29 protein-coding genes and 1 tRNA gene are annotated in these 24685 nt (G+C 30.8%); 6 read left to right on the top strand and 24 right to left on the bottom strand.

Going from position 1 to position 24685, the window contains the following annotated elements; genetic code table 11:
* The first annotated feature begins 100 nt into the window (after positions 1-100).
* Together O5636_RS00460 and O5636_RS00455 are read left to right on the top strand one after the other, a co-directional pair.
* On the top strand, positions 101-274 hold the full coding sequence (locus tag O5636_RS00460; RefSeq protein WP_269622667.1) for a hypothetical protein: 174 nt from the start codon (positions 101-103) through the stop codon (positions 272-274).
* A gap of 160 nt (positions 275-434) precedes the next feature.
* Positions 435-1334, top strand: a complete 900-nt coding sequence (locus O5636_RS00455; protein ID WP_269622666.1) for an MBL fold metallo-hydrolase — start codon at positions 435-437, stop codon at positions 1332-1334.
* A 384-nt stretch (positions 1335-1718) separates the two neighbouring features.
* Here O5636_RS00455 and O5636_RS00450 read toward each other — a convergent pair whose 3' ends face one another.
* From O5636_RS00450 to O5636_RS00430, 5 genes are all read right to left on the bottom strand, one after another.
* The gene (locus O5636_RS00450; RefSeq protein ID WP_269622665.1) at positions 1719-2036 is read right to left on the bottom strand and encodes a DUF3303 domain-containing protein; all 318 of its coding nucleotides are present in this window, start codon (positions 2034-2036) and stop codon (positions 1719-1721) included.
* Positions 2037-2909: 873 nt separating this feature from the next.
* Positions 2910-3116 carry a hypothetical protein gene (locus O5636_RS00445; RefSeq protein WP_269622664.1) on the bottom strand — a complete coding sequence of 69 codons (207 nt, stop codon included), beginning with the start codon at positions 3114-3116 and terminating at the stop codon, positions 2910-2912.
* A 98-nt stretch (positions 3117-3214) separates the two neighbouring features.
* The gene (locus O5636_RS00440) at positions 3215-3607 is read right to left on the bottom strand and encodes a DUP family protein (RefSeq protein WP_269622663.1); all 393 of its coding nucleotides are present in this window, start codon (positions 3605-3607) and stop codon (positions 3215-3217) included.
* 426 nt (positions 3608-4033) lie between these two features.
* Entirely contained in the window at positions 4034-4315 is a 282-nt protein-coding gene (locus tag O5636_RS00435; RefSeq protein WP_269622662.1) for a galactose oxidase, read from the bottom strand.
* A 536-nt stretch (positions 4316-4851) separates the two neighbouring features.
* Positions 4852-5226 (bottom strand): hypothetical protein, encoded by a 375-nt coding sequence (locus O5636_RS00430; RefSeq protein WP_269622661.1) that lies wholly within the window; start codon positions 5224-5226, stop codon positions 4852-4854.
* A gap of 61 nt (positions 5227-5287) precedes the next feature.
* Here O5636_RS00430 and O5636_RS00425 point away from each other — a divergent pair, with 61 nt between their 5' ends.
* Positions 5288-5509, top strand: coding sequence for a hypothetical protein (locus O5636_RS00425; protein WP_269622660.1), 222 nt, complete (start codon positions 5288-5290; stop codon positions 5507-5509).
* A 180-nt stretch (positions 5510-5689) separates the two neighbouring features.
* Here O5636_RS00425 and O5636_RS00420 read toward each other — a convergent pair whose 3' ends face one another.
* The 13 genes from O5636_RS00420 to O5636_RS00360 are packed head-to-tail and all read right to left on the bottom strand — an operon-like array spanning position 5690 to position 17072.
* Positions 5690-6574 carry an AAC(3) family N-acetyltransferase gene (locus O5636_RS00420; protein WP_269622659.1) on the bottom strand — a complete coding sequence of 295 codons (885 nt, stop codon included), beginning with the start codon at positions 6572-6574 and terminating at the stop codon, positions 5690-5692.
* A gap of 22 nt (positions 6575-6596) precedes the next feature.
* Positions 6597-7058: a FabA/FabZ family ACP-dehydratase gene (locus O5636_RS00415; RefSeq protein ID WP_269622658.1), complete on the bottom strand. Its 462-nt coding sequence runs from the start codon at positions 7056-7058 to the stop codon at positions 6597-6599.
* A 2-nt stretch (positions 7059-7060) separates the two neighbouring features.
* Positions 7061-8065, bottom strand: coding sequence for a YhdH/YhfP family quinone oxidoreductase (locus O5636_RS00410; RefSeq protein ID WP_269622657.1), 1005 nt, complete (start codon positions 8063-8065; stop codon positions 7061-7063).
* Positions 8066-8074: 9 nt separating this feature from the next.
* A complete protein-coding gene (locus O5636_RS00405; RefSeq protein ID WP_269622656.1) occupies positions 8075-9061 on the bottom strand; it encodes a transketolase family protein in 987 nt (328 codons plus the stop codon).
* Positions 9058-9885 carry a transketolase gene (locus O5636_RS00400; RefSeq protein WP_269622655.1) on the bottom strand — a complete coding sequence of 276 codons (828 nt, stop codon included), beginning with the start codon at positions 9883-9885 and terminating at the stop codon, positions 9058-9060. The genes O5636_RS00405 and O5636_RS00400 overlap by 4 nt, the downstream gene beginning before the upstream one ends.
* Positions 9885-10628, bottom strand: coding sequence for an SDR family NAD(P)-dependent oxidoreductase (locus tag O5636_RS00395; RefSeq protein ID WP_269622654.1), 744 nt, complete (start codon positions 10626-10628; stop codon positions 9885-9887). The genes O5636_RS00400 and O5636_RS00395 overlap by 1 nt, the downstream gene beginning before the upstream one ends.
* Positions 10621-11040 carry a hypothetical protein gene (locus tag O5636_RS00390; protein ID WP_269622653.1) on the bottom strand — a complete coding sequence of 140 codons (420 nt, stop codon included), beginning with the start codon at positions 11038-11040 and terminating at the stop codon, positions 10621-10623. Before O5636_RS00390 ends, O5636_RS00395 begins: the two co-directional genes overlap by 8 nt.
* 3 nt (positions 11041-11043) lie before the next feature.
* On the bottom strand, positions 11044-12642 hold the full coding sequence (locus O5636_RS00385) for a GMC oxidoreductase (RefSeq protein WP_269622652.1): 1599 nt from the start codon (positions 12640-12642) through the stop codon (positions 11044-11046).
* Positions 12629-13105, bottom strand: coding sequence for a 3-hydroxyacyl-ACP dehydratase FabZ (gene fabZ, locus O5636_RS00380; RefSeq protein WP_269622651.1), 477 nt, complete (start codon positions 13103-13105; stop codon positions 12629-12631). Before fabZ ends, O5636_RS00385 begins: the two co-directional genes overlap by 14 nt.
* Positions 13086-14324 carry an acyl-CoA reductase gene (locus O5636_RS00375; RefSeq protein ID WP_269622650.1) on the bottom strand — a complete coding sequence of 413 codons (1239 nt, stop codon included), beginning with the start codon at positions 14322-14324 and terminating at the stop codon, positions 13086-13088. Before O5636_RS00375 ends, fabZ begins: the two co-directional genes overlap by 20 nt.
* Complete coding sequence (locus O5636_RS00370) at positions 14311-15408, bottom strand: hypothetical protein (protein WP_269622649.1); 1098 nt, start codon at positions 15406-15408, stop codon at positions 14311-14313. The genes O5636_RS00375 and O5636_RS00370 overlap by 14 nt, the downstream gene beginning before the upstream one ends.
* On the bottom strand, positions 15405-16829 hold the full coding sequence (locus tag O5636_RS00365; protein WP_269622648.1) for an AMP-binding protein: 1425 nt from the start codon (positions 16827-16829) through the stop codon (positions 15405-15407). The genes O5636_RS00370 and O5636_RS00365 overlap by 4 nt, the downstream gene beginning before the upstream one ends.
* 6 nt (positions 16830-16835) lie before the next feature.
* Positions 16836-17072 carry an acyl carrier protein gene (locus tag O5636_RS00360; protein WP_269622647.1) on the bottom strand — a complete coding sequence of 79 codons (237 nt, stop codon included), beginning with the start codon at positions 17070-17072 and terminating at the stop codon, positions 16836-16838.
* Positions 17073-17384: 312 nt separating this feature from the next.
* On the opposite strand from O5636_RS00360, the gene O5636_RS00355 reads away from it, so the two are divergent.
* Both O5636_RS00355 and O5636_RS00350 read left to right on the top strand, forming a co-directional pair.
* Positions 17385-18236, top strand: a complete 852-nt coding sequence (locus O5636_RS00355) for an NAD(P)-dependent oxidoreductase (RefSeq protein ID WP_269622646.1) — start codon at positions 17385-17387, stop codon at positions 18234-18236.
* Between the two features lie 103 nt (positions 18237-18339).
* Positions 18340-19593, top strand: coding sequence for a hypothetical protein (locus O5636_RS00350; RefSeq protein ID WP_269622645.1), 1254 nt, complete (start codon positions 18340-18342; stop codon positions 19591-19593).
* Between the two features lie 402 nt (positions 19594-19995).
* Here O5636_RS00350 and O5636_RS00345 read toward each other — a convergent pair whose 3' ends face one another.
* The 4 genes from O5636_RS00345 to O5636_RS00330 all read right to left on the bottom strand — a co-directional run bounded on the left by O5636_RS00345 (position 19996) and on the right by O5636_RS00330 (position 22678).
* Positions 19996-20193, bottom strand: coding sequence for a hypothetical protein (locus O5636_RS00345; RefSeq protein ID WP_269622644.1), 198 nt, complete (start codon positions 20191-20193; stop codon positions 19996-19998).
* A gap of 79 nt (positions 20194-20272) precedes the next feature.
* On the bottom strand, positions 20273-20701 hold the full coding sequence (locus tag O5636_RS00340; protein WP_269622643.1) for a hypothetical protein: 429 nt from the start codon (positions 20699-20701) through the stop codon (positions 20273-20275).
* A 20-nt stretch (positions 20702-20721) separates the two neighbouring features.
* Complete coding sequence (locus tag O5636_RS00335) at positions 20722-20937, bottom strand: DUF3721 domain-containing protein (RefSeq protein ID WP_269622642.1); 216 nt, start codon at positions 20935-20937, stop codon at positions 20722-20724.
* A 355-nt stretch (positions 20938-21292) separates the two neighbouring features.
* A complete protein-coding gene (locus tag O5636_RS00330) occupies positions 21293-22678 on the bottom strand; it encodes an iron uptake porin (RefSeq protein ID WP_269622641.1) in 1386 nt (461 codons plus the stop codon).
* A gap of 198 nt (positions 22679-22876) precedes the next feature.
* Between O5636_RS00330 and O5636_RS00325 the strand changes: the two genes are divergently transcribed.
* Positions 22877-22950, top strand: a tRNA-Pro gene (locus tag O5636_RS00325).
* A gap of 225 nt (positions 22951-23175) precedes the next feature.
* On the opposite strand, the gene O5636_RS00320 is transcribed toward O5636_RS00325, so the two are convergent.
* Positions 23176-23334, bottom strand: coding sequence for a hypothetical protein (locus O5636_RS00320; protein ID WP_269622640.1), 159 nt, complete (start codon positions 23332-23334; stop codon positions 23176-23178).
* A 228-nt stretch (positions 23335-23562) separates the two neighbouring features.
* On the bottom strand, positions 23563-24669 hold the full coding sequence (locus O5636_RS00315) for a fatty acid desaturase (protein WP_269622639.1): 1107 nt from the start codon (positions 24667-24669) through the stop codon (positions 23563-23565).
* Positions 24670-24685 lie beyond the last annotated feature (16 nt).

The following is a 24685-nucleotide window of genomic DNA, read 5'->3' as shown; positions in this document are numbered from 1 at the left end:
TTACTAGATTCAGTCATTCTCTCAGTCGAAGAAATAGGTGTATTGACGGACTTGAAAGACCTTTTTTGAAGGCTAAGGTTGGTCCCCAGCAATTAAACAGATGAATCAAAATGAATTTGATATGATCATTGATAGATTTTTAGATGGTGCTGCAAGAGTCAGAGCAAAAAAATATGAATCCAACCTCACCTCAAAGAATGTACATAGACAGCTTTCTAGCAGAATAATTTCACAAATGTGGAATAAAGAAAATACAGACTGTAATGCTGCTTAAACTAATAGCAGGCTTTGAAATATTATCTAGAAAAGAAATGTGATACAAAACTCATGAGCTATTTAAAATGAACTCAAGATTGTATGTATTAAACTATTCAGAAAAATAACTTTGCTTTTAAACAGAGTTACTCAAATTTTATATAAAGTTTTAACCCCCAATGGCTAACAAGAATAAGCGTTTAAGTCAAAATGTAGTCGGACCATTTTTTGTTGATGCAAGCTGTATAAACTGCGGAAGTTGCTGGCAAATTGCCCCTAAAAACTTTTCGCAAACAAACGCTAATACTGCTTTCGTTCATAAGCAACCAATTCAAGAAAAAGAAATTTATAAAGCTATTTTAGCTCTTACTGATTGCCCTGTCGGAGCAATTGGTGCTCCCACAGATATCATTTCCAATGTCTCTAATAATATTTTCCCAATCTTTGTGGCAAAAAACTTTGCAGGTGAGGTGTATTACTGTGGTTGGAGTTCCAGCCTTAGTTTTGGTGCAAGTAGTTGGCTGATTGTTAGACCCGAAGGCAATATATTAATTGATTCACCTCGATGGAGTACTTCACTTGCTAAGACAATAGATAAAATGGGAAGAATCGATCAAATGGTTCTAACTCATCGAGATGATGTGGCCGATCATGCTAAATGGTCTAAAGCATTCAAATGTGAAAGATGGATTCATAAAGACGATATGGATGCGGCTCCTGAATCAGAAAACCAATTAATAGGAATGGATTTAATTTCTATTGGAAATCAAATCACATTGATTCCTGTTCCAGGGCATACCAAAGGTTCTATAGTTGCTGTACTTGGTGATCAAAAACAAATACTTTTCAGTGGGGACCACCTTTGGTGGAATCCAAAAAAGGAAGTATTAGTTGCTTCTAAAGAATACTGTTGGTGGAATTGGACTGAACAATTGAAATCTGTCAAAAGGCTTTTAAATCTAGATGTAAGATGGTTATTACCGGGGCACGGATATGCTAAGCAATTTGAACCAGGAGAATGGAAGAAAGCGGTAGAACAGACACTCGAATATGAAAAAAAACATAAAAATTTACTCTAAAATAACAATCATTTTTGGCTAATAGAAGTTTTTTTTAAGGCTTAGCTTGTAGATATAACATTAAATAAATATACTTAAATAACTTAAAATCAAATATAAAACTCATTAATAAAGAATAATAAATCTCTTATTTAAGAGAGAATTTTGAAAGCTGAGGGATCCCCATCACCCAGCCAATAAGATAAACATAGCAAGAATCATGAGACTGACAAACAGATGTAACACTACATGTAGCATTGAAGATCTTTTGCTGCACCATCTATGGCAGTGAGTTTTTAGCCTGTATTAAAAACATACTCGTTTATTCTTGGCCTCTAGGAATAATCTCCTAAAATTGATTTAGTAGATATGAAATATTTTTCCGCTATTTTCTTGATTTATAACCTAACCCATTTTCTGAAATAGATCTTTGTGGTAGTCAACCACATTCTGGCAACTTATAACTGGACTCATCTCCATATGAATTCCAAATTTTGCGCGCCATGGGGCGAAATGAGAAAACAATTCCTTATCACTACTTGCTTTGCAAAGTAGAACTACACGTCCTTCCCCTGGAGCGTGTACACGAAATAGCATTTCAAAGCCTTCAAATTTATCCTGTTTAGCCATTTCACCGCTCTCCCAAACATCTACAAACTGCTTATAAGCAGCTATTTGGTTCTCGATATTTGGGAATTGTGCGTCAACTAGGTAAAGCTGCATTTGATAGAAAATAAAGCTATGCAGAGCATCTCATACTTCAAAATGCTCAAGGTAATTTTTAAATAAACTTTGTGCTAATCCTCATAAATGAACTTTAGTGAGACTATTCTTAGCTCGATTAACAACAAACAATTTTTGCCAGGCAATTGAAAACTCTTCTTTAACTGCAATCTCAATTATTTATTTACGAGCTTACTAATGACATATTTGATTAACTGCTTAAAAGCCAGTTTATTTCTTTAATTTGACTAAACCCTCGATCATTTTCTCAAACCAGTGATTGGCATGTAGAAGGGGGGCGTATTTCGATGCCCCCCTTTGAGTCCAGCCCTTATTTGTTTCCTACCGAGCTTGGACTCCTAATTAAATACTAATTATTATTAATAGTACCTAAAAGAGTAAAAACACCTGTTTTTCGTAAATCCAGAATCAAGAGAATGCTTGTTTAAGAATGTTATAGAATAAAAACCATTTATCAATGCAACAACAAAAAGCAACAGTTGCGTAATTAATACGTTAGAACAAAACTAAAAAGTGATTTTGGAATGGTTAACGAAATTGTTTGGTCGGTGAATTTGATGGTCCTTCTCTTAATAGGTGGAGTTGCTTGGAGCTTGTATTACATATTTACTTATGACAAAGATTAAGTCAGTGGAAAGTAAATATAATATGACTTAAAAAACTTATTTATTTACACTCTTGTAAAAGATCATCATTCAACTATATAAATTCTCAGCAGATAGATCATTAACTTATAATATAGTTTGATTCTATAATTGATAAGTAAATGGATTTTAGCTATCCTATTTAATAAATAATGTAATGGTAGTTGGAACTTGAACTATTAAGAATTATATGGCTAAGGTTAGTTACTTATTTTGTTGCTTCAAGACATACAAAAGAATGTCTTCCAGAAACATTTGACCATTGTTCTCCTAGCTCCTCACATTCACTTAGATCCGTCATCTCTATCCTCTCTAAACCAGTTCCTTTTTTAGAAAGAATCAAATAATAACTATCTGATTTGACAATGCTAGGGATTGCCATCATAGCTAGTAGAACCAAAACTAATTTTTTCATGAATAAATAGATATTTCATTAGTCTATAATTTAGTGCATAGTTGTAAAGTTCATTTAAATTTATCTAAATCATTAAATCCAAAATTAAAAATATTATATTAATTTTTATTCTTTATAAGGGTTAAGATATTTGGCCAAGCATCTAATAGTTCCTTAATAGCTTTTCTATTTGGTGTATATAAAATACAAGAGAAAGCGCTAATTAAATAAAAGAAAAAACACCAGGAATTATAGTTGTAAACTAAGAAAAATGAAAATATAAAACTACCAAGGAATACTAAAAATAAAAGACGGTTAAAAATTTCAACTGGTGATTTTCGGAGTCTCATAAAAGGTTTCTTAGTAGATATCATTCTTTTTTTATCCTCTAAGTCTTGACATATCATATTGGCATCTTCTTGTTCCAAAATATCAATAGATTCCTCTAGATCAGATAATTGTTTATCGGTAAAATCTTTTAAAGGGTCTGAACCATGATTAATGGATTCCATAATAAAGTAAAGTATAGTCAGAAAAGATAGCTACTCTCATAGAGGTAATTAAAGAATAGCTCTATGAAATAAAGAATATCACTATCAGGTTATAATTTTAACTCTACAAAGTATTTTTAATACTTATAGTTATTTTAAGGGTTAAATATTATATTTAAGATATTTTAATTAGTAATTCATTTGTACTGTATGATTAATTAAAATAGATCTTGCATTAGGTTGATTATTTTCAAATCGCGTTAGGCTCTTATTATTAGTAAATTTTTGGTCCGCAATAGAATAAAAGACTAGATGGATCTATTCTAAGCAATAATTAGGTATTAACAATATCAAAAGAGATCTCGTTTAAGATCAATGAAAAATAGAAATCTATTGTGAATGAAATTCATTCAATAATACATAAAGAGAGATGGTCTTAAATATCTATTAAGCTGCGTCTGGATAATCATACTTTAAAGGTTGTATTGGTTTATTCCAAAGTGGACATCTACTAATTAAGTGGTCTCCATGAGGTATAAGTCTTTCTTGAATTCTGCAAATCAGGAGAGTTCGACAATGCCTATCACAAGAGTAGTCAAAATAATTACATGTCATGCAAACACAAGATGAATATGATCGCTTTAGTTTTCTTTCTTCAATATATTCCCATGCATCTTCTTCAGGGTATCGCTTTTGAGGTGATATTTTGTTGGTGGAACTTTGAAACATTGCTTTTGTCCAATTGATGTTCTACTAGAAGACTCCAACTTGGTACTTGGTAAATAGCATAAGTCGAAAAGACAGAGCAATAGCCCCTTAGTAGTACATGCATACTACCAAGGGGCTATTGCTCTGTCAACCCTTCAGGCAAAATCAATGTTAAAAACAAATCATGGAATTTAAAGCCAAGAGTTCATAGTTCTCTTTCAAAAGAAAGGCGATTCAATTAATAAATGAATTAATCATAAATTCCTATCTTTTTCCTATCGAGGGAATAGAATTGAATTCTCAATCTAATATTATAGTATTAAACCTTACATAACAAAAACTGAAGTTATGAAAATAAAAAAACAAGTCTATTTAACACAAAAGATTTTACATAATAACTAAATAGAAGTTATATTAAATCATCTAAAATACTAGGTAAAGACTAGATAGGTTAAATTTAAACTAGAACTAACCCTTGTTTTCCTAGTTTTCCTATAAGATATTTAAATTGTTTAGGTTTCTAACAAAATAATATCTAACCACAAAAAAGTCTTTTATTACTCTAGATAATCATTAGGCATATCAGATACATCAAGTAATTCAACCAATTTTTTAAATTGTTCTTTATTACTAATTAATGCGTTAGGATCTTTAAAGCCATTGCTCTTTATCTGTTTTACAAATCCTAAGCTAAGTCCTTGCAATTTTTTTTTATCTCTCTGATATGAAGTAGGTGCTTCTTCATAAAGAAATCTCAATTTACTATAAAGGAATTCATACTCATTACAAGCTTTTTTGGTAGAGAACGTTGAGCCGTCTATAGCTTGGAAAACCTCTTTTGAAGTTCCTGATCTAGAAAAAATAAAAGCCAATAACAAGCCTGTAGCAACTAAGCCAACTAAAAATACTAGTCCAAAATAAAGATTGCTCATAGGAATTAAAAGTGGTCAAACCATTTTAGTCAAAAAAGGACAGTTAACTTTTTAATCTATTATGAAATTAAATCAAAATAAGATTCATAGCGAAATTAAAGTTCAATGCGATAATTTAAATATGAGCTATCTCTCAAAACTTCCTTCAATTACTATTCCTACCCTTTTTGGCATAGGTGTTGTATGGATAGGCACACGCTTAATAAAAAATGAACAACGACTAAAAGAAAGGATGCTGGAATTAAAACTTCAACATGGAAGAAACTCTTTAAAAGGAATATAAAGTAATAGGTAAAAATGAATAATTTTCTGCTAGAACAGCTTATAAATATTATTTAATAATTTTAACTTGTAAGGGCAAGGACATTTACTTAATAAAGATTTAAAGATAAGAATATTTATAATAAGCTACAAAATCTAAGTTAATTGTAATATAATAGAATAATAGTAGATTAGCCTATCATTAAGTAGAATCATTTATCAACTTATTATATAATTGTACAGACAAATCCTTTGAAATAACTTCAGAGTTGTTATCTCCTAAATTATTTATCATATCAAATAAAATATTTCTCTTATTATGATTCTCTAATGTATATTTATTTGACAGGTGCAAATCTAAAGTATAATATCCAATTGGGTAAAATGATCGTGTATAAATAAATTGGTTTGAAATAGAATTATCTAGATATTGCAATACAGCGTCTTTAGTAACTCCAGAAAATTTACATCTATCTCTCTTTCTTCCATAAAACAAAAAGGTACCTTCTTTAGAATAATCTTGTACTGGATCAATTAATTTACCATTAAATGAAATTAATTCTCGATAATCAGCATCCATTAGGTATTCGGTATGATGAATAGGTGTTAATGCTGAAACATAGTGATGACCTATTGATAGAATTTTGAATTTATGAGTATTAATATAATTAAATACAGATTTATTGCCTATACTATCTGTAAGGGATGAGGTTTGATCAAGAAATTTGTCTTTATCTTTTCCAAAGACAAAAAAACTATAGAAAGGGTGGATTGATCTAGAAATATCTCTTCTCTCAAAAAGGTATCGGGAAAAGGATCCAAAAGATGGATTGCTTTGATGAGTATGAAATATCCTAGATTTCGGAAAATCAAAAGTAAATGAGGGTATTATAATAGTAGAAAGAAGAATATTATTCTGTAAATAAGAAACAATAAATTCTAATGTTTCTTCAATCTCAGTTTTCTTTTTGATCTTTAAAGGGATAAGTATATTGACTAAATCTAAAGACAACCAAATATGTTCTGAATCTCCTAAATTATTAAAGGAATCATCCAATAAGTTAAATATAATATCTTTATTAATCATTTTATTAACTAAGATAAAGAAATTATATCGTATTAGAAGGAATATTCATAAGGTGAGGGGAAGCATAAATAAAATTACCCTCTGATTTCTTCTCATCCTTATATTTAGCATCTACATAACCTTTAGTAATTCCTCTTTTAGATGAAATTAAAGTGGCGGTATAAATTATCTCTTTATCCTTTGGAGTTATTGAAGCTAATAATTTAGATCTTATATCAACAATATATGCTCTATTAAATTTGTGATCTATAGACTTATAGATCAACATTGCCATAGTTTGGAGCATTCCTTCTATAATCAGAGTTGCTGGCATAACTTGGGTTTTGGGTAGATGACAACTAAAAAACCAATCATTATGGTCTATTGCTCTTTTAGCAATAGCTTTCTGGTTAGCAATATCAATTTTAATAGAATCAATTAAAAGAAAAGGTTCTAGTATATCAAGTTGATCAGAGATGATGGGCTTAGTAAACTTTAAACTCATATTTATTTTTCATGTTGAATAACTATTCTACCTGTTACCTTACCTTCAAGATATTCATGTAATGTTTCTGGTAAATCATTTAATTCTACAACTTTATATAATTTGTTTAAATTATTTGGTTTCCAGCTAGAACTAAGAAGATGCCATATTTCTGACCTTAATGAAAATGATGATTCTTCTGCATTAATTCCGTACAAAGTAATGCCTCTAAGAAAAAATGGTAATAAAGAAGTATTTAGACTAGAAGAGTTAACCATTCCTGCAATAGTAACATTACCATTAGTTCTTATACTCTTGATTATTGAATTAAGTATTATACCTCCCACATAATCAAAACCTCCATCCCACTTTGGAATAGCTAAATTTTGTTTAGTATTATTTATGAAGGTATCATAATGAATAGTTTCTTTTAATTGGAGTATTTCCAAAAAATCATTCTTTAATTTATTTTGTCTAATAACCCCTGTAACATTAGCACCAAGTTTATTTAAAATTGAAGCAGTTATACTACCACAACCTCCTGTAACTCCTGAGACAATGAAATCCTTCTGATTAAATGTATCAATTCTATTTAATATTTTATATATAGCTAATGCTGCGGTAAATCCTGCTGTCCCGAAAGCCATTACTTCTTCCATATTTAAATTAAAATCCAACTTTTGGACCCATTGAGATGGCACTCTAATATATTCTCCAAAGCCTCCTGATATATTCATACCTAATGGGTAAGTAATAACAATTACCTTATCTCCTATTTTATATTCGGAATTATTACTTTCTTCAACAACCCCTACTGCATCAACTCCTGGGGTATGAGGGTATCTTCTTGTTATTGAGGGATTACCTAAGCATGACATTCCATCCTTATAGTTTATAGAAGAATAATAGACTCTAACAAGAAGTTCTTTATCAGGCAACTCAGATAAGTTTTTATCTTCTAATTTAAAACTATAATCTTTTTCTATACTTCGTCGAACAACTAATGCTTTAAATCGTTTATTTTCCATTTAATAATATCAATTATTAGTCTCTATATATTCATGAACAATTCTAGAATAGATTTTATCACTACTGAGTGAGTATTTTTCTAACAATTGCTCATATGTACCAGATTTAAGAAAGCTATCTGGTAAATTTATTTTTATATGGTTACTAACATCATTTTTAAACGAAAGTAATGAATCAGAAATAATTGAACTTAATCCCCCAATGATAGAGTGTTCCTCGATAGTAATTATAGTTTGATATTGTTTTATAATAGAAAATATTTTATCATCGATAGGATTTAATGTATGAACATTTTCTATATGACAGGAGATAGAGTAATTATCTTCCAATTTCTCTGAAGCTTTAATAACATTAGAAAGAATACTTCCATGAGATAAAATCAAAATGTCTTTACCCTCCTTAAGGGTAATTGATTTACCAATTTCAAATTCATAGTCTTCTTTATATATTGATGAAGCTGGAGAACCTCCGGTTAATCTTAAAAAGGCAGGGCCTTGGTAATTAGATAATGCTTCTAGGGATTTATAAACTTCAAAACAATCACATGGGCAAATAATAGGGATATTAGGAATTGACCTAACAATAGATATATCTTCTATACCAAAATGTGAATTACCTAAAAACCCCATCGAAAGACCACTTCCTATAGCAACTATTTTGACGTTAGACTGCATATATCCAAGATTCATTCTTACTTGTTCGCACGCTCTCATAGTAATAAATGGAGCAAAACTAGAAACAAAAACGTTATAACCTAGAGTGGATAATCCAGATGAGAAACCAATCATATTTTGTTCAGCAATACCTATATTAATAAACCTTTCTGGAAAACTTTGTTTGAATCTATCTAAACCAGAAGAATTACCCAAATCTGCTGAGATTGCAAATATATTGGTATTGTCATTTGCCAAAGATAAAAGACTTTGGCCATAAATTCCTCTTTGACCTATTCTTGACCACTGTCTAGATAAATTCTTATTTAAAATTGGCATCATCTTTTTAGAATATTTATTGCTTCATTAAACAAATTTTCGGTAAGTCTTCCATGATGCCAAGAATTGTTGTTCTCCATAAAATCAACCCCTTTACCTTTAATTGTATGGGCTAATATGAGATTGGGAGATCCAATTAACATTTTATTCTGAAAGGCATTATCTATTGATAAAAAATCATGTCCATTTACTTCTATAACATTCCAACCAAATGAAGACCACCTTGCAGCTAATTGATCTTGATTGATAATTTCTTGTGTTTTCCCATCACTCTGATACTTATTAAAATCAATTATTAATATTAAATTGTCTATTTTTAAAGTGCTAGCTGACATTGCAGCTTCCCAAACTGATCCTTCGTTACATTCACCATCACCCATTAAAATAAATACCTTAGAATTAATTTCTTTTAACTTTAAGCCATGAGCTATTCCTAAACCATATGATAAACCATGACCAAGACTTCCATTAGAAGATTCAATTCCAAGATTATAATTTTTTATCGGGTGAGAAATTAGTTCAGAATCTTGTTGTTTATATGTATTTAAAGTTTCATCATTAATTATTCCATAATGATTAAGGATTGGATAAAAACCTAGCACTCCATGTCCCTTGGACAATATAAAGCGGTCTCTATCTATTTCTGTAAGATTATCTGGACTAATATTTAATCTATATCCATATAAGTAACACATTATTTCAACCATTGAAAGACCTCCACCTATATGCTGTCCACCACCTGATTTATAAGAAAGCTCTAATATTTTTTTTCTAACAGAATAAGCATCCTCTTTTAATTGGTTGTAATTAAATTCTTTATAGTTCATTAGCCTTGTCCACCATCAATTTTTATTATCTGACCATTAATATGAGATGACTCATCTGAGCATAAAAAAGACACAAGCGAAGCTATTTGACTAGGTTCTGCAATGCTTTTATTGGAACTGTCTGATAGTTGACTAGTTAAAGCTTTTTCGTCCATAAGGCTTAGCATAGGCGTGTTTGTAATGCCTGGTGCTATAGCATTAACTCTAATACCAGTTGAAGAAAGTTCCTTAGCAAGAATTTTGGTTGCATAGTTCAAGGCTGCTTTTGATGATCCATATGTTAATGTTCCAGGGTCATTCCTAAAAGCTGTAACTGAAGAAATATTAATAATAACTCCTTGTTTATTTCTACCCATTAATCTTGATACTAATTGGGTTAAGTATAATTGTGAAAAGAAATTCGTATCAAATATCTGCTTAGCATCTTCAATATTAGTTAAATTGAATAATCCTCCGTGCGGAATTCCTGCACAATTTATTAAAATATCTATCCTCTTTTTAGTTTTATATATTGATAATATATTCTCCTTAACATTATTAAAATTATTTATATCAAACGTTCTAATTTTTAAATTCTCTTTTAATTCTTTATCAATATTTTCCTTAAAGGAAAGCAATTGATCTATATTCCTCTTTGTACAGGCCTCAACTAAGTATCCACTATGAATTAAGTTTTTAACTATGGAAAAGCCAATCCCTCCCCCTGCACCAGTGACTATAGCTATTTTATCTATTCTAGTCATTTTCTATAATAGAATCTAAAATCATTCTATCCTCATGAGTTCTCATAACCTTATTTAAATCACATCCATTATATAGTAAATCCAATTCAGTCAAAACTAATGGATGCGAAAAATAGGTCTTGACAGCATAAATCCTAAATTCATCGTAAAATATTCTATTTTCTTCTAAACTAAATTGATCATTAATCTTATTACAAACTTCTTCATAGCTATCCAAATTTAAATCCATAAGAGTCTCTAAGAAATGAAAGTGTCTAATATGATTTTTAATTAATTCAAGAGCTAGGTCATTATTAAATTTATTTTCGTAAGAGTCTAACAATGTACCAAGTCCTTGATTGATTTTATCATTAGGGGGTATGGCCAAATTAGATATAAAGTAAAGACTTTTTCTTAATTTATTATATTTCATCTATTAGAATAAATGCTTATAAACTGTATCTATCTTACTAGATACATAAAGTGATAAAGCCTGAATTGTTGAAGCTGGATTAACACCTCCTGAGGTTGTAAATATAGAACCATCAACGATAAATAAGTTATCAATATCATGGGTTTTCCCATACTTATTTACAACAGATTCTTTAGGATTATTACCCATACAACAGGTTCCTAGTGTATGCCAACCAGTATTCCTTACAGGTCCAAATGCATAACTTTTCTTTGCACCTGAAGCTTTCATGAGCTTTCTACCATTATTTATTCCATGAATTAACATTCTTTTTGTATTATCAGATAAAGTATAGTCTATTTGAACAGATGGATTATTCGTATCTTCAAAAGATTTTTTTATAGTCACTCTATTTTCTTTATCTGGCAAATCTTCAGTAATAACTGTCATATGAGCAGTATGATTATAAATTGAATTAAAATCCCTAAAAAAGTTTTCTCCAAATTTTAATAATTTCCGACTAGTTAAATTTAATGCTAATTCGATTGGTAAAGGTCCTCTAATGACTTGGAAAGTATATCCTCTTTTAAAATCTCTATCTGGATTTGTTTCGTAAAACTCTTGTGACAAGAGGCAACATCCTTGAGGACCAATATTTGAATCAAGATTATCCAAAAAATGCCCTTCTATATATCCTAATGGATGCAACATCAAATTTCTCCCAACCATATCTGAGCTATTTGCAATTCCTCTTGAATTAATACCATTATTTGATGATAATAATAACCTTGGGGTGCCGATTCCACTAGCAGCTAAGATAAATACTTTTGCTTTAGCAAAACATTCTTGACCTATTTCATTTAAATATTTTATTTTTTCGATCAAATTATTAGCTGGGTCCTTAATTAGTTTAACAACTCTAGAATTTCTTTTTAATATCAAGCCATGGGTCATTGCCTTTGGCAAATAAGTATTATTAGTAGAACCTTTAGATCCATCTAATCCCCCTGCAAGGTTAGAAGGCCTTAAATAATTATCAGCTGGCCTATTATCATAAGGTAGTGTATTTATTGAGCTATAAGCAGGCCACCAATGCCAATTCAACTTTTCAAAGCCTTCTATTAATTTTCTCCCCATAGATCCAAAAGGGACGGGGGGCATGGATGGTTTAGCAAAAGGCTCTTTATTATCACCTGACAATCCTGAAAGCCCAGTAATTTTATCATTTAAATCATAAAAAGGGATTATTTCTTTATAATCTATTGGCCAATTTTTACCAACTTTATCATTACTAAATACCTTAAAATCATTAGGAGTAAGCCTTGGATATTGTGCAGAAAATAAAATAGTAGCTCCTCCCACTCCATTGTAATTAGCAATATGTATAGGAGATCTACTGGAGTCAATAAGATAATCAGCCTTAGACCTTCTTAAATTAGGATCAGGTGATAAACATCCATATTTTTGTATTTCACCACCTTGATTTAGATCAATAAGTGAATCTTCTCGTAAAAAATCTCCTTGTTCAAAACATGCAACCTTATAGCCTTTATCTGTTAAATACCATGAAGAAGCTAATCCAGAAGCTCCGGCACCAATTATTACTATGTCAAATTTTTCCATTATTGGGTAGATATCTTTCCAAGATTTCAGGAATTGTAATTGTCATATCTGCCGATGAAACCTCAACTCCTTCGACTGTACAAATTCCTCTACCTTTTCCAATACCTCTTTTCCAACTTATAAGCTCAGCTTTTATATCTAATCTATCTCCAGGAAGAACTTCTTTCTTAAATCTAACTGTGTGTTCTAGAGCATGTGTTATTTTTCCTTTTAAACCATCAATTGTTGTTATAGCAACAGTAAGCATTTGAGCCATAGCTTCTAATTGTAATGCTCCTGGCATATTTGGATGATTCTCAAAATGCTTAGGGAAATACCATTCATTATTGGTTAAATTTTTAAATCCTATTGCATATTTACCAGGCATTACATCAGTAACTCTATCTATCATTAGAAAAGGATATCTATTTGGCTGATATAACTGCAATTCGTTAGCACTAAGGCTAAATGATTTTCCTACCATTACTTACTTGAATTAATCTTGTCATATAGCTAACTATATCATATCCATCCCAGTTTATATCCATATTTAAAGCCATCCCAGCACGTACTATCCTATCTGTTCCTAATGGGGCAACTATCGATTTCAGGCTTTCTAGTTGATACTTATCAAAACCTATTGCTACTATCGTCTGATTATTATAATGCAATAGATCTTTTATCTTAATAAGATCTGAAATCTTATATGCTAATAAACAACTATTTTCACAAGTAAAATCTATATCGAGATCTTTAGCATTATCTAAATAATATAAGACAAAAATATTCTTACCTCTGAAGCTATTGATATCTTGTCTCATTTCTAAAGAGAGAAGACTAGCAGACTTAAAATTATTAAAAGAGTGATCGGTATCTACATCTCTTATATTATTTATAGCCTGATCACAATACATAAAAAACTTCTTCAGGGAATAAGCAACTCTCTCTGTTTTCAGACCATCATCAAGAACATATAACTTTGTAGGAGAAGAGCAAGCCTTCTGAGCAAATAATGCTATATCATTAGCAAAAGAAGTAGCTATTATTTTTTGATCATCTTCTGATGAATTAATTAACCAATCACCTGAGATAAGAGCTGATGAAGTTCTATTTGGAAATACTAAATCAATACATTTTGCTTGAGTATTAAATCTTTTAAAATAGTTTATAGTGCTATCACCTCCCCATATGACTCTAATAGATGAATTAATGGAAAGACTCTGGGAAATAGATTCATTATGGGAATAAGAAATTAAAGATATTTTTTTCTTAATTGATAAGAATTCATCATTGTGTAATATTGTATTTATAAGGTGAATTATTTCTATGATGTTAGGTTTACTTTTATTTGAAATTCTTATTAAGGAAGGGCAGCCAGATAAAAGTCCAAAAGCCATTGTAAATAAAATATTAGTAACGACATTACTAGGAGCAATATGGAATGCAAAACCTCTGCCAAATCTATATTCCAAGTCATTTCTATTTTGACTAAGTCGTAATAAATTAGATTTTCTAGACCAAAGAGCAAAATATAAGAAGATCCTGTATTTATCATCTTTTTTAGAAAGAGCTAAGATTTCACTAGATAGTTTTGATAAAAAATCTATGGTTTTTAAATCATAGATTTGAAATGGTTTCTCATTAATTATGTTCTCTGGTTTAGATCCAGCTAAGCATTCTATATCTGCTTTATCTATATTCATATGTATCACTACATCCTCTTGGTTCTGATCTTTGAATTCTACCAATAACTTCGAAAACAGTGCCCTTGCGATTGCATCTGCATTTATCCTTATTATGGATTTTAATTAAATCATCTGTTAAAAGGCTATGTCCAGGATAACTAGTAGGTAAAGCTGATATCACTTGAGCTAAAGAAACGTTATTTTGATCAATTACTTGTATATTTTCTACAGATCGTGGCAATACATCACAAAGGGGGTTGGAATGCAGGTATCCATTTTCACATTCCATAAAAATACTACCCGTTTGCTCGACCATTCCATAATAATTAATTACTCTCTGAACTCCAAGAAAAGACTGGGATTTATTATTAAAGTCCTCTTTGGTAATTTGAAGATGGTTAAGTTTTTTCCATCCACCACCATGAAGAAGTATTGAATTCGTACTTAATTTTTTTCTTAAGTCATCAGGTAACTTTGTATGTAGCAAATGTGACCATATAATATAAGTAAAGCCATATAATAATACATATTCGTTATCATTTTCAAATGCTTTATATATATTTTCCAGATTAATAGACATATCGCTATTTAATGCAAATAGTGGCTTTCTGCATAATGCACTAAAGCCTATAATTCCTGCTTTTCTGGCTGAAAAAGCACTGCTTCTTTTAATTAAATCAGGGCTATCAATTATTAATATTCTTGGACGTTTCAATCCAGTGAAGTCGGTAAATATCTTAGATAAACCTACAGATTGATTTTTGGCAGTATCCTTATCTAAATAGATCTTAGATTTTAATTGAGAAGTAGTACCAGAGGATTGTAAAACCTTAAATATATTTTCTTCCGTAATTGAACTTAACTTAAACTCTTTAAACATATTTACTGGCAAGTATGGAATCTCTTCTAAATGCAAAGATCCAATATCGGTAGAATAATCTGGAAAAATTTTATTAACAAAAGATCTATAAGGTCTACATTTAATGTAATGATGACTTGTAAGATAATTAACTTGTCTAAGAAGATCTACTTTAAAGTTATCATGTATTAGAAAATTTTCATAGTTATCTAAATATGAAGTGCTAATGTCGTTGATGTTCATATACTAGCCAACCTATAATAATCAATTTTCCCATTAATATTTCGTGGAAATACATCAATAAACTTAATGAGTAGAGCGGTTGGAGGAATAGTTGTCTTTTTTATTAACTTTTCTTTTATAGAGAGAGAGTCAGATTGTTTTAATTTGGTTTCAATGAAAATAGTTATTTTTTTATCATTACTTATAACTGCTGCTATATAACCTAGATTCTTTAGAATTACTTCTATGTCGTATAATGATATTCTTATCCCATTAATTTTAGCAAATCTATTTAGGCGACCAACAATGTAAACATAATTCTCATTATCTTTCCAAGCCAAATCGCCAGTATGTAGAGTAAAATTAAATGTATTTTTATTATCTAGTTCATCAAAAGACTCTGCATAGCCAAGGCTAACATTACTTCCGTTATATACTAATTCTCCAACAACTTTACCTTCTATTCCATAATTAAAGGGTTGCTCAGATACTATAGGGTTTTTATTAATTGAAAATTCACCTCCAGGAATCGCAACTCCTATGCTTCCAATTTTTTTTAATAATTTATTTGCTGGAAGACAAGACATTCTAGCTGTAGCTTCTGTCTGTCCATACATCACAAAAAACTGAGAATTATTTTCTTGGCAGAATAATGCAAACTGATGCAAGATATCATTATTAAGTTGACCTCCAGCTTGCGTAAATTTATTTATGGTAGTAGTCGATAATTTATTTAACCCAATTCTATAAAGCATCTCATATGTATAAGGGACACCAGCTAATGTTGTAGGGGAATACTTTGCAACAAGGTCCCAAAAACTTCTTTCTACAAGCGAATGCTTATTAACAATAATTGATCCACCAGAAAACAGTAATGTGTTAATACATGATAGTCCATAAGTATAGTTCATAGGTAAAGTTGTTATTTGTCTTTCCTTCCCCGTAATAGATAAAGAATTAATAATAGATTCTGTATTGGAAATTATATTATCTTTACTTATTCTTACAAGCTTTGGGCTCCCAGTGCTTCCAGATGTGGTTAATAATAAAGCAAGTTGATTATAATTATCAACTAATTTAAATCCTTTGACTTGAGAAATAGAGAAATGGCTATAACATTCAATACTTTCTATATTTAGAGAATCAATTTTAAAAGGTGAAATGATTTTTTCTGCACAATAAGCATCCGAATAATATAATATTTCACTTTGATTGAGGGCAGAGTTTAACAACAAAGGTATTGCTTCTACCTTTAATAAAGCTAAATATAGAATAATTGATTCTATTGAATTATCGCAAACTAATATAACTATTGTTTTTGGTTTAAATTTCTCTAATAATTGATCTATTTTAGAATTTAAAGTGCCATAAGAAAGTTTACTGTCTTCATTGATTAATGCTATTTTATCACTTGATTGATATTCTGAAAGAAAATTAATCATATATAATTAAAATTCAATGCCATACTTTGTTAAAGTTTCTATCCCTTTTTTATAAGAACTAAAATCAATAATGTCATCCATTTCAAACATAATTTCAAATTCATCCTCTAGAGCCCCAATCATTGACATATGTCCTAGAGAATCCCATTGAGGGATGTCTTGATACTTGAGGTCCTCTAAGCTGCTTTCAGTAATTTCAAAACTATCTATAAAGACTTTCTTATACCTTTCAATTGGATTCATTGTTTTTAGGATTATTAAATGTTCTAGGCAAATTAAATATATTGCCAACTTATAATTTTAGCACAACTAAACAATATCTAGATTAAATAGATTATCTATAATATCTAGATTAACTAGATACTGTTGCAGTTAAGGTGTCCTTATTTATCCTGAAAAATATCTATTAAGAAGAATTTTAATATATACATATATATATAAAGAAATAAATAATTCTATATTTTATATCATCTAAATATCTAGAATAATAGATTATAAGTCAAATCTCCTTATAATCATATTTTGATATAGAATTAATAAAATTGACTTAACAGTATGGAACAGATAGCACTTCTTGGTACTGGGTTGCTAGGTACATCTATTGCCGAGCGATTAATAAGTAAAGGCAATTCATTAATAGTATGGAATAGAACTATTAGTAAGTGTAATCATCTTCAAAAAATAGGGGCTAATCTTGCTTATGACTTAAGCAAAGACTTTCAAAACAACAAAATAATAATTTCAGTTCTCAATGATGGACCAGTCACATGGTCAGTAATTAGTCAAATAGGTTCATTGGAAGGAAAGGTAATAATACAAATGGGGACTATTGGCTCTGAAGAAAGTTTAAAAATAGATAAAAAAGTCTCATCGCTTGGAGGCTTTTATTTAGAAGCCCCTGTTTTAGGAAGTGTGCCAGAGGCATTAAAGGGAGAACTTCTAATTATGATTGGTGGTAATCCAAATAAATTTTCAGAGTATGAATATCTATTCAAGCTTCTATCAAAAGACTATTACTATCTAGGTGGTGTTTCTAAAGCATCTGCCTGCAAGCTATCTCTGAATCAATTAATTGCTTCCCTAACTCATGGTTTCTCAATTTCATTAAGGTATATTCAACATACAGATGTTGATATCAATAAATTCCTATGTATCTTAAGTAAATCAGCATTATTTTGCCAAACATTTGATAAAAAGAAAGAACGTATGATATCAGAAAATTATGAAGGACCAAACTTTAATATTTCAAATCTTTCTAAAGATCTAAATTTATTTATCAATGAATCTACTAAATTGGGTATTGATATAAGTGTTTTAAAAAGCCTTAGTCTTTTATTAGACAAAGCAAATGAGTTGGATTTAAGTAAATCTGATTATTCAGCTATTCATTCATTAACAAAGCAATAACGAATAAACTCTATTAAGTGTTAAATATTTCTACCATTACTCTAATCTTAATAAAACACCTCTTTCTATACTAGTTAGAATAAGGACAATATTTACTGTTTATATGCTTACGAATCTTATCTTATTGGCAACCTTCTTCGCTAAAAGGAATCAAGATGATAAATACAGATTAATTTGCGAAGAAATTATAAATGATAGAATAAGTTTTGAGAAAGAAGCTATTAAATCTCAACCAAAAGCAATTGAGGCCAGACAAATAGCAGGTAAGAGTATATTAGTATTAATTAGATCGGTATTAGGTCTTTTTAATTGCACCTCTAAGAAATCATTAGAAAGAAAATATTTTTTTCAAGGTCTAAGAAATTCTGCTTATTTTGATGCTTTTAGTTTTTCTCAGATTTGCATTCTTACAGAAGGTACAAACACAGTTTATAGTAATAGGCATGGATTAACTAGAATATCTGATTACCCTGAATTAAGAACAATCTCTATGCTAGCTGTCGTATCAGCTGTAAAGGCCTATCAATATTGGGGTCTAAGGTTCTTTTTGGAATTTCAACTTTACAAATGGGATACTCTATTTTGTAATCATAAACGAACTTTTTTTATATATGAAGATTCTCAACCACTAGGGATTTTCATCTCATCATTATCACGTTTAAAAAATAAATATATTTGTGTTATTTGCATTCAACATGGCTTCCTTTGGGGGCTTTCCATGAAACCAACTGGTGCATTTACTTTAAACAATATGGTATGGAATAATCAGCAAGGAAAAATAATTCAGGAATCAAACCCGCTATCTAAATGTATACCTATTGGTTTAGATTATGTAGCTAGTGCAAATCTAAGAGAAAAAAAACCAAAAATCTATTTATTGGGTAGTGGTTTATACAATTACAATCTTGATAAGTTCAATAAAATTCTATATTTCTATTCAATGATTATTCCTATAATATCTAATTATATAGAAGCACCAATTTATTATAGACCCCACCCAAATGAGATTATCAATAATATTATTGATATATGTTTAAAATCTCTTAAAGCTAAATGCATGGTTGATAAAACAGATAAAAAAATATTATTAACTTCTCATAGATCTATATTTATAGGTTCAGATACTTCTCTTTTATACGAAGCTCAAATAGCAAACCATTTTTCAGTTAATGTTTTAGTTAAAGAGAGTAGATCTTTTCGTTTTAAATGCGACTACACTTTAGCAATAGATGAAATTAGTTCTATAAATAATGAGGTCAAGACAATGATTAATAATTTTAATTTAAATTTATTATCAAAAAGTGAGTCTTATCACAAACCTATAGAAGTATTCTTATCTGCTCTTGAGAAATTTTAGATCCTTTTTTAGGCTTTTCTATCTAGTGACATTTTTAAAGTTATAAAAAGATTTCTTTATTAAGACAACCTTGGCAAACCTTTCATAATGAAAGTAGGTGCTCGATCAAAATGGATCTTCTAAAGACTGTAGTAATTTGTCTAGGAATAGGTTGGTTGCTTTCAAAACTATTTTTATTTGTCTTAACACAAATAGGATCAAGCAATATGATCATGTGGGGACAATAAATTAAAGGAACAGGTCGCATAATAAAAGCAATATTATGAATATTCTATGAAGAGTGCATTAACCCTTTATTCCATTTTTATTTCTATATTGCTTTACCTAACTAAATATCAACCAATAGTTTAACAACAACATTTTCAGCCTCGCAAGGAAACATTTCACTATTTAAAGGACGCTTTAAATAAGTCCCATTACTTTTACTCCATAAGCAATTAGACCACATCCAACTAGACAAATATTTACCAGTCCCATGCCAACAGCACTTATAGTAAAGATTCCCATTGATACCCCCCCAATAGCAATAATTCCCATAGGAACTAATCCAATAGCAATAATTCCTCGAGGTGCGATCCCAATGGCAATTACTTTGGGCATGTCATCAACAAGTACATAATTTAGATGTTATATGAGGTTTGGAATTTAACGCCAAATTAATGAACGAGAGTTAAAAAGATTATTTCACAAGGTTATGGGATGCACATGGCATCCAAAGTTTTCCCATCTTATGAACACCTAAACATCCAATTTTTTTAGCTTCTCTTTTTGCTTCAATTCTTGTTGGAAAAGCATAATAATTCGGTAAAGAGGTATCTCCTGACTCCTCTGAAATTCTTTGAATAGCACTTGAATCTGGCGACCACCCCATTATCCCCATAGTTGTTACACCTACAGAGAAAATTCCCATTCCAACTATTGAAGCATTCACAACTCCCATAGCTACTATCCCAACTGATACAACTCCCATTGGTACTATCCCAATAGTAATAATTCCCATTGGTACTACCCCAATGGATATAAAACCAAGTGGAGCTATGCCAATTGCAATTTTTTTAGGTTTGCCACCACAATGCTCAGAGTTTTGTTCTTCTTTAGATCTATCCATGATTTATTTTCATTAATTAGTTAATGAACATGCGGATGACTATGATGCTCTATTTTTTTGTGTTTTCCATGGCTCTCATGAGTCTTACATGGCATCCACATATTACCCATTCTATGGGCACCTTCACAACCGAATTGTTTAGCAGCATTTTCAGCTTCTGTTTTGGTATTAAAAACAGCAGGAATTTTATTTTCTTTATTATAACTTGAACACCCAATTAAAAAAATTGGGCTCAAAAAAAAACAGAAGTGTTACTCTTTTAGTGTTCAACTTAGTTTGTTTTTATCTCTAATTTAAATTTAATCTATATTAAAAATATTGCAACTATTATATTGTTTTTAATCTATTATTCTTATTCTTTTAGCAATATAAGCAGCTTTGTAAAATAATCTTTCACTTGTATTACCAACAATTGGAATGAAAGCTCCTCTTAAAAACTATTCATCAAGAATAAAATTACAAAGTCAAGCCTAAGAAAGAAAGATAAATATTATCTAAAAATTGTAGCCAATTGTAGGCAAAATGAAAAAGGCTCTCACCTAATGTGAGAGCCTTTTATAGTAATTGAAGTTATCTAAGTAGCTTACTGATTTAGAAGCTAAAGAAAGTTTCAACTACATATCCAACTGTGTCAGCTTGACGACCGTTGCTTTCTTCATAAAACATACCGCCCTGAACAGCAATGCCATCTGATACAGGATAATTATAGTAAAGCTCATAATTAGAAAGGGTTTGGGTCTTATAAGATGAAATAGAAGCATCTTCATAACTTTCCCAAGCAAAGCTTGCAGTACCAGGACCTACTTCATAATCCAATCCAATCATTAATGAAGAGGAATTTTTACCCGTTGGGTTAGTTGTTGTACTAACTGTTTCTGGATCCTTAGTGTCATAAGCAACACTAATAGTAGGTAGATTCTCAGGAGCAAAGTATGCACCTACACCGAATGTCTTTTCACCATTGATGGCACCATTGTTATCGGCATTCTTATAAAGAATTCCGCCACCGAAGTTGTCTGCGTCATAACCAAGTGATGCAGTCAATATGTCATCACCTTCTTTAGTGAACATACCCTTAGTTCCTACTTCACCATTATTAGCGATGTAGCTTACTGAACCGTTGAAACCACTGTCATTAGCGTAAGCAACAGCAACACCAGGGCCTGTTTCATTCATCCCACCTGATGCACTAAAACGCATGCTACTTAATCTGAAAGCATCAGAGTAAATAGAGGTTGTAGCAGAGATAACATCATCTTGGTCAACTAGAGGACCAGCTGTTACTTGGAAATCGTCTACTGGGAATTGATAAAACAATGAACTAACAGTCAAGCTACTCATAGTCATATCCATAGCACTATCCATAATTAAATCATTATGATTCCCTTGATCTATGCTTGCAAATAAATGGTCTTTCCCTGAGAAGCTTGTATGAGTCATCAACATATATGAATACTCAGTTGTTAGCTTATTATCATCTTTGGAGCTCGGTCCATCAACGAAACCAGTTGTGAATACAGCTCCTCCATGCATTTTGGTTGTAGGAGAGAACTGTCCAGCACTAAGTTCTTTAACTTTGTACTCAAGTCCATCAACACGTCCTTTAAGGATGGCCATTTCAGTGCCAAACTCATTGGAAAGACGAACTGCATCAGAATCGAAGTCAACAGAAGTCAACCCACCTTCTAAACATGCATTAATAAGTGCAGCAGCCTCATAACGAGTTAGAGCTTGACCACTCTTAAGATTTTGTGTGTAGGCATTGTCTACACAGCCATAGCTATCACTTAAATTTTGTAGAGCTGTATAAGCCCAATCTCCAGGAACAACGTCGGAGTATTGAGATGTTGTCACCTCTGCAACTTTAGTTGAATAATTAGCAACATCATTGATGTTGACTTCAGCTGCATTAGCAGCTAAAGGAGCCAAAAGACCCAAAGCAGCAGGGGCTACCAGCAATTGCTGGAAAAGCTTCATTTTTTAAATCCTCACTTAAAATAAGCTGTTCTAAATAGCTATTAGCTCAGCAAATAAAATGTAACAAATGGTTCTTAAAAATCTAGGCCTCCTAGAAAGTACATTGCATTATCACTAATTAATACCAGCCCCTTGGCTTGAACTTTTCTACAAAAACAAAAGGCGTACATACCTCTTAGGCACTACAATGATTGGATACGGGGCGTGGCGCAGTTTGGTAGCGCGGGTGCTTTGGGAGCACTAGGTCGCAGGTTCGAATCCTGTCGCCCCGACTGGGATCTCAAGGAGTAATAAATGGGGTGGGTTCCAAATAGGTGCCAAAAAATTTTAGTAGATTTAAGAGTTTGTTCTCTAGAAACACCTTAGGGAGTCTGATGTTTAAGCTTGTTTTGGTTGACAGCCGATGTTCGGATTAATATTACAGCCGCTCTTGCAAATGAGTGGTATCTTTTTTTCCTAAGGCAATAAATAAATTAAAAGAACAAAGATTGATCTCTTTAATCTTTCCCGTGAGGGTCCATTCCAATTGGGGGGTTCGATTTGCGAATCTCTTCTTCAGAGAATCCATTTTGATATGAATTATTTCTACCAACTTCTGGTTCTATCCAAGGACATTTGATATTAAAACCAGACTTTATAGGCGTAGACCGTTTCATGAACTGAGGGACCCTTCTTACTCCAATGAATGTTCTCTTGTCTGGCCATCCTTTACCAAGAAGCCTCTTATTTACGCCCCATGGAATCCATCGATACTTCCTCTAACAGAATCAACACACTTGCAATAAAAGGACTTTATGAATTTGTTTTATTTATTTTTTTCTAAACAAAAGTGCTCAGTGTGTTAATTCAATTAAAAGGAAATGAAAAGGAGCCTAAGCTAAATTCTAATTTATTGGAATAAGATTTTCTTTTTTACTATCCCAAAGAATATATATAAAACATTTTGGTATATCTATAAGTCTGAGGACCTTTGCATTATGAAGTAAATGGATATTTGCTTTATGGCAAGCTCTTAAATTGTAATTAGGAATTCTTTCTGATAGGTGATGAATACTATGAAATGAGATATCAGCTAAAAACCAATTAAGCCAGTTTGGTATATCTAAATTACTACTACCAGCAATAGCTCCATCAACAATGTCCCAATTTTTTGTACTACTTGCATATGCATTCTCAAAATTATGTTGTATAAAAAAGATACATATAAATATTGCAGCTGATAAGGTTGATATCAATGAATAAAAGGTTAGAAAGAAAAAAGCACCTAGCCATTTGCACATAAATATCCATCCACTAAGAACAAGTATATTGTTCGCTATTAGATCAAATAATTCATCAAAATTGTCTCCATAATCAGAGAAAGGAGGTTTTATTCTTGTTTTAACAACTAGAAGTTCATAAAATTTTCCATCCTTAATCTTCAGCAAACTCTCTTGAACTAAAGATTTTATAAAATTAAAAATAATTAAAACAAGTCCCAAACGAGGCTTAATAACTAAATAGAAAAACCCTCCGGGGAAAAGCATTATCCAATGGCGACTTATCTTATAAAAAAATCTTTCACTTAGGTTTAGAGCTCTATAATCTTCTAAGCTTAAAATATCTATTGGACCTTTATAAATTTCCCAATTACCATTATTTCTATGATGGAATGCATGGTCATTTGACCAAGGTTTTTGTGGGATGCCATTAAATAAACCAAGAAAAAAACCAAATATGTTATTTAATGAACGTTGCTCAAACAAGGAATTATGTCCACAATCATGCATTAATGAAAATATTCTAGAAGATAAAAGCGTTAAAATAAAGAGATTGGGAGTAAGTAAAAACCCCTTTGTAACAGGAGGAATATTAGTGCTTATTATCTGAGATACTATTAACCAAAAAGCAATAATTGGAAGAATCGTAACTGTTATTTGATAATAAGCTCTGAAATTACTTCTTTTAAGAAATGGCCTTATTTCAAAGTCTGTTTTTTTGATTTTATTCATAATATAGTTTTCGCAA

Origin of the sequence: Prochlorococcus marinus str. MIT 0918, from assembly GCF_027359415.1 — a bacterium.
Lineage (GTDB): Bacteria > Cyanobacteriota > Cyanobacteriia > PCC-6307 > Cyanobiaceae > Prochlorococcus_E > Prochlorococcus_E marinus_C.
Note: the sequence above shows the minus strand (reverse complement) of the source record. Positions and strands in the feature narration are given on the sequence as shown.

Coding starts and splice junctions, on each gene's coding strand:
- O5636_RS00460 (WP_269622667.1), top strand. CDS start 101: ATGAATCAAAATGAATTTGATATGATCATTGATAGATTTTTAGATGGT.
- O5636_RS00455 (WP_269622666.1), top strand. CDS start 435: ATGGCTAACAAGAATAAGCGTTTAAGTCAAAATGTAGTCGGACCATTT.
- O5636_RS00450 (WP_269622665.1), bottom strand. CDS start 2,036: ATGCAGCTTTACCTAGTTGACGCACAATTCCCAAATATCGAGAACCAA.
- O5636_RS00445 (WP_269622664.1), bottom strand. CDS start 3,116: ATGAAAAAATTAGTTTTGGTTCTACTAGCTATGATGGCAATCCCTAGC.
- O5636_RS00440 (WP_269622663.1), bottom strand. CDS start 3,607: ATGGAATCCATTAATCATGGTTCAGACCCTTTAAAAGATTTTACCGAT.
- O5636_RS00435 (WP_269622662.1), bottom strand. CDS start 4,315: ATGTTTCAAAGTTCCACCAACAAAATATCACCTCAAAAGCGATACCCT.
- O5636_RS00430 (WP_269622661.1), bottom strand. CDS start 5,226: ATGAGCAATCTTTATTTTGGACTAGTATTTTTAGTTGGCTTAGTTGCT.
- O5636_RS00425 (WP_269622660.1), top strand. CDS start 5,288: ATGAAATTAAATCAAAATAAGATTCATAGCGAAATTAAAGTTCAATGC.
- O5636_RS00420 (WP_269622659.1), bottom strand. CDS start 6,574: ATGATTAATAAAGATATTATATTTAACTTATTGGATGATTCCTTTAAT.
- O5636_RS00415 (WP_269622658.1), bottom strand. CDS start 7,058: ATGAGTTTAAAGTTTACTAAGCCCATCATCTCTGATCAACTTGATATA.
- O5636_RS00410 (WP_269622657.1), bottom strand. CDS start 8,065: ATGGAAAATAAACGATTTAAAGCATTAGTTGTTCGACGAAGTATAGAA.
- O5636_RS00405 (WP_269622656.1), bottom strand. CDS start 9,061: ATGATGCCAATTTTAAATAAGAATTTATCTAGACAGTGGTCAAGAATA.
- O5636_RS00400 (WP_269622655.1), bottom strand. CDS start 9,885: ATGAACTATAAAGAATTTAATTACAACCAATTAAAAGAGGATGCTTAT.
- O5636_RS00395 (WP_269622654.1), bottom strand. CDS start 10,628: ATGACTAGAATAGATAAAATAGCTATAGTCACTGGTGCAGGGGGAGGG.
- O5636_RS00390 (WP_269622653.1), bottom strand. CDS start 11,040: ATGAAATATAATAAATTAAGAAAAAGTCTTTACTTTATATCTAATTTG.
- O5636_RS00385 (WP_269622652.1), bottom strand. CDS start 12,642: ATGGAAAAATTTGACATAGTAATAATTGGTGCCGGAGCTTCTGGATTA.
- fabZ (WP_269622651.1), bottom strand. CDS start 13,105: ATGGTAGGAAAATCATTTAGCCTTAGTGCTAACGAATTGCAGTTATAT.
- O5636_RS00375 (WP_269622650.1), bottom strand. CDS start 14,324: ATGAATATAGATAAAGCAGATATAGAATGCTTAGCTGGATCTAAACCA.
- O5636_RS00370 (WP_269622649.1), bottom strand. CDS start 15,408: ATGAACATCAACGACATTAGCACTTCATATTTAGATAACTATGAAAAT.
- O5636_RS00365 (WP_269622648.1), bottom strand. CDS start 16,829: ATGATTAATTTTCTTTCAGAATATCAATCAAGTGATAAAATAGCATTA.
- O5636_RS00360 (WP_269622647.1), bottom strand. CDS start 17,072: ATGAATCCAATTGAAAGGTATAAGAAAGTCTTTATAGATAGTTTTGAA.
- O5636_RS00355 (WP_269622646.1), top strand. CDS start 17,385: ATGGAACAGATAGCACTTCTTGGTACTGGGTTGCTAGGTACATCTATT.
- O5636_RS00350 (WP_269622645.1), top strand. CDS start 18,340: ATGCTTACGAATCTTATCTTATTGGCAACCTTCTTCGCTAAAAGGAAT.
- O5636_RS00345 (WP_269622644.1), bottom strand. CDS start 20,193: ATGCCCAAAGTAATTGCCATTGGGATCGCACCTCGAGGAATTATTGCT.
- O5636_RS00340 (WP_269622643.1), bottom strand. CDS start 20,701: ATGGATAGATCTAAAGAAGAACAAAACTCTGAGCATTGTGGTGGCAAA.
- O5636_RS00330 (WP_269622641.1), bottom strand. CDS start 22,678: ATGAAGCTTTTCCAGCAATTGCTGGTAGCCCCTGCTGCTTTGGGTCTT.
- O5636_RS00320 (WP_269622640.1), bottom strand. CDS start 23,334: ATGAAACGGTCTACGCCTATAAAGTCTGGTTTTAATATCAAATGTCCT.
- O5636_RS00315 (WP_269622639.1), bottom strand. CDS start 24,669: ATGAATAAAATCAAAAAAACAGACTTTGAAATAAGGCCATTTCTTAAA.